Annotated in this window: 1 protein-coding gene; it reads left to right on the top strand. The window is 29.8% G+C overall.

Annotated features, from left to right (window positions below):
* Positions 1 to 282 (top strand): conjugal transfer protein TraN (traN, locus tag CAMP5118_RS07950; RefSeq protein ID WP_337217026.1); only part of this gene is annotated, 282 nt, incomplete at its 5' end.
* Positions 283 to 692: the final 410 nt, after the last annotated feature.

Genomic DNA, 692 nt, shown 5'->3' with positions numbered 1-692 from the left:
AAAAAAACACATTGTTGTTTTAATTCAAAATTAGCAAGAATATTTAATGAGCAAGGACGCCCACAAATTGGAAGAGGTTGGGGTTCTCCAAAGAGTCCTGATTGTAGAGGATTTACTCCAGAAGAATTTCAAAAGTTAGATTTTAGTGAAATAGATTTAAGTGAATTTATTGCTGATATTGTTGGAAGTATTGAAGTAGATAAAATACAAGCTGATTTTATAAAAATACAAGAAAAGATTGAAAGCAATCTTGAGAATTTAACAAGAAAGCCTACTAATTAAAAAGAAAAATAAAATTATAGAAAGGAGATAGAGTTTAGTTAAAAGTTTGTTTGGTAAAAGCCACAAGGGAGTTTCGCCTCTATAAAAGGGGCAAGGTTAATAAGCCTTGACTATAATCATACAAACAAGTATAATTATAAGTACGAAACGAAACATAATTATTTCACCCCCTCTCTAGGGCGTGATTATGCCACAGGGTTGCAGCCTTGTGGCAAACCCTTCTATAATTATACCAAACAAACTCTTTAACTTCTTTAACACAAACAATGGAAAAAATTACTTTTTTTATTATTTAGAATTTATTTTTTGTGTCTTTATTTAACACAAATGCTAAAAAACAATATATAAAACCAAAAGAAAGGAGATAGAGTTTAGTTAAAAGTTTGTTTGGTAAAGCCAAGGGGATTGTT

Origin of the sequence: Campylobacter sp. LMG 7929, from assembly GCF_024723595.1 — a bacterium.
GTDB lineage: Bacteria > Campylobacterota > Campylobacteria > Campylobacterales > Campylobacteraceae > Campylobacter_D.
Note: the sequence above shows the minus strand (reverse complement) of the source record. Positions and strands in the feature narration are given on the sequence as shown.